The following is a 2,877-nucleotide window of genomic DNA, read 5'->3' on the forward strand; positions in this document are numbered from 1 at the left end:
GCGCCCGGCAAGGCACGGCCCGCCGGTGCGGCGCCCGCCCGGTCCGCCGGTGCGCCCGACGACCCGGGCCCCGAACCGCCGGCGGACCAGCCGTCCCCCGGACCCGACATCGCACCCGGCCCCGTCAAACGTTCCGACGGCCGCGCCGCAGAAGGAGACTCATGAACACCGGTGAACTCGTCGACCTCGGACAGCAGCTGCGCGTCGACAGCGTACGGACGTCCGCCGCCGCGGGCTCCGGACACCCGACGTCCTCGATGTCCGCCGCGGACCTGATGGCCGTACTCCTCGCCAACCACCTCCGCTACGACTTCGAGCGCCCCGCCCACCCCGGCAACGACCGCTTCGTCCTCTCCAAGGGACACGCCTCGCCTCTCCTCTACTCCGCCTACAAGGCGGCCGGCGCCATCGACGACGAGGAGCTGCTGACCTTCCGCAAGCTGGGCAGCCGCCTGGAGGGGCACCCGACCCCGCAGCGGCTGCCGTGGGTCGAGACGGCCACCGGTTCGCTGGGCCAGGGGCTGCCCGTCGGTGTCGGCATCGCGCTGTCCGGCAAGCGGCTGGACCACGCCGACTACCGGGTGTGGGTGCTGTGCGGCGACAGCGAGATGGCCGAGGGGTCGGTGTGGGAGGCCGCCGAGCACGCCGGGTACGAGCACCTCGACAACCTCATCGTGATCGTCGACGTCAACCGGCTCGGCCAGCGCGGCCAGACCCGGCACGGTCACGACCTCGACGCGTACGCGCGCCGTTTCCGGGCCTTCGAATGGCACACCATCGAGATCGACGGTCACGACGTCGACGCCATCGACCGCGCCTACGGCGAGGCCCTGTCCACCAAGGGCCAGCCCACCGCGATCATCGCGCGCACCCTCAAGGGCAAGGGCGTCCAGGCCGTGGAGGACCGCGAGGGCCAGCACGGCAAGCCGCTGCCGGAGGCCGAGGAGGCGATCGCCGAACTCGGCGGGCCGCGCGACCTCACCGTCCGGGTACAGGAGCCGCCGTCCGCGCGGGCACTGCACTCGGCCGGCACCGGACAGACCGAGCTGCCCCGATACGACAAGGGTGACGAGGTCGCCACCCGCAACGCCTTCGGAGAGGCGCTCGCCGCCCTCGGCACCGCCCGCGGCGACGTCGTCGCCCTCGACGGCGAGGTCGGCGACTCCACGCGCGCCGAGTTCTTCGCCAAGGAACACCCCGAGCGCTACTTCGAGTGCTACATCGCCGAGCAGCAGATGGTCGCCACCGCGGTGGGCATGGCGGCACGCGGCTGGGTGCCGTACGCCACCACCTTCGCCGCCTTCCTGACCCGCGCCCACGACTTCGTGCGCATGGCGTCCGTCAGCGGCTCCGGCATCAACCTCGTCGGCTCCCACGCCGGAGTCGCCATCGGCCAGGACGGCCCCAGCCAGATGGGCCTGGAGGACCTCGCGATGATGCGGGCCATCCACGGCTCGACCGTGCTCTACCCGTGCGACGCCAACCAGACCGCCCGCCTCGTCGCCGAGATGGCAGGCCTGGAGGGCATCCGCTACCTGCGCACCTCGCGCGGCGAGAGCGAGGTGATCTACAGCCCCGACGAGGAGTTCCCCGTCGGCGGCAGCAAGGTGCTGCGCTCCTCCGACCGCGACCGGCTGACCGTCGTCGCGGCCGGCGTCACCCTGCACGAGGCGCTCGCCGCGGCCGACGCCCTCGGCGAGGACGGCATCCAGGTCCGGGTGATCGACCTGTACTCGGTCAAGCCCGTCGACCGGGCCACCCTGCGCGAGGCCGCCGAGGACACCGGCTGCCTGGTGACCGTGGAGGACCACCGTCAGGAGGGCGGCATCGGCGACGCCGTCCTCGACGCGTTCAGCGACGGACGGCCCGTGCCCCGCCTGGTCCGGCTCGCCGTCGGCACGATGCCGGGGTCCGCGACCCCGGCCGAGGAGCTGCACGCCGCGGGGATCGACGCGGAGTCCGTCGAGGCGGCCGTACGGATGCTGGTGGAGCAGGCGATCGTCCGGTGAGCGGAGGCGCCGCACGGACCGTCCGGTCCGGCCGGCACACGGTGGAGATACACCGGCCGGACAAGGTGCTGTTCCCCAAGGGCGACGGCGGCACGCGGGAGTACACCAAGGGTGACCTCGTCGACTACCACCGTGCCGTCGCCCCGTTCATGCTGCCGCACCTGCGTGGCCGCCCACTGATGCTGGAGCGGCACCCGGACGGCGTCGACGGGCCGCGGTTCATGCAGAAGAACACTCCGGAGCACTACCCGGACTGGATCAACCGCGTCGAGGTGGGCAAGGAGGGCGGCACCGTCTGCCACACCGTCTGCGACGACTCCGCCACGCTCCTCTACCTCGCCGACCAGGCGGCGCTCACCCTGCACCGCTGGCTGTCCCGGGCCGGGCAGGTGGACCGGCCGGACCGGATGGTCTTCGACCTCGACCCGGCCGGTGACGACTTCGAGGCGGTACGGGAGGCGGCCCGGCTGCTGGGGAAGCTGCTCGACGAGCTGAGACTGCCCTCGGCCCTCATGACCACCGGGTCGCGGGGACTGCACATCGTCGTGCCGCTGCACGGCCATCAGGACTTCGACGGCGTACGGGAGTTCGCCCGGGAAGTCGCCGAGGCCCTGGCCGCGGCCCATCCCGACCGGCTCACCACCGCCGCCCGCAAGAAGGACCGCGGCGACCGGCTCTACCTCGACATCCAGCGCAACGCCTACGCCCAGACCGCGGTGGCTCCCTTCACCGTGCGCGCCCTGCCCGGCGCGCCCGTGGCCACCCCCATCTCCTGGGACCAGCTGGACGACCCCGCGCTGCACGCCCGCCGCTGGACGATCGCGGACGCCGTCGACCAGGCGCGCACCCAGCCGTGGGCCGGGGTCAT

The 2,877-nt window shown here is 73.1% G+C and carries 1 protein-coding gene and 1 pseudogene; both read left to right on the top strand.

Going from position 1 to position 2,877, the window contains the following annotated elements; genetic code table 11:
- Positions 1-161: 161 nt before the first annotated feature.
- The gene (locus EBH09_RS30010) at positions 162-2,009 is read left to right on the top strand and encodes a transketolase (RefSeq protein WP_121750037.1); all 1,848 of its coding nucleotides are present in this window, start codon (positions 162-164) and stop codon (positions 2,007-2,009) included.
- Positions 2,006-2,877 (top strand): annotated as a pseudogene (ligD, locus tag EBH09_RS30015) (non-homologous end-joining DNA ligase); the annotation flags it as partial. The gene EBH09_RS30010 and the pseudogene ligD, both read left to right, overlap by 4 nt.

Origin of the sequence: Streptomyces sp. E2N166 (genome assembly GCF_003671715.1) — a bacterium.
GTDB lineage: Bacteria > Actinomycetota > Actinomycetes > Streptomycetales > Streptomycetaceae > Streptomyces > Streptomyces thinghirensis.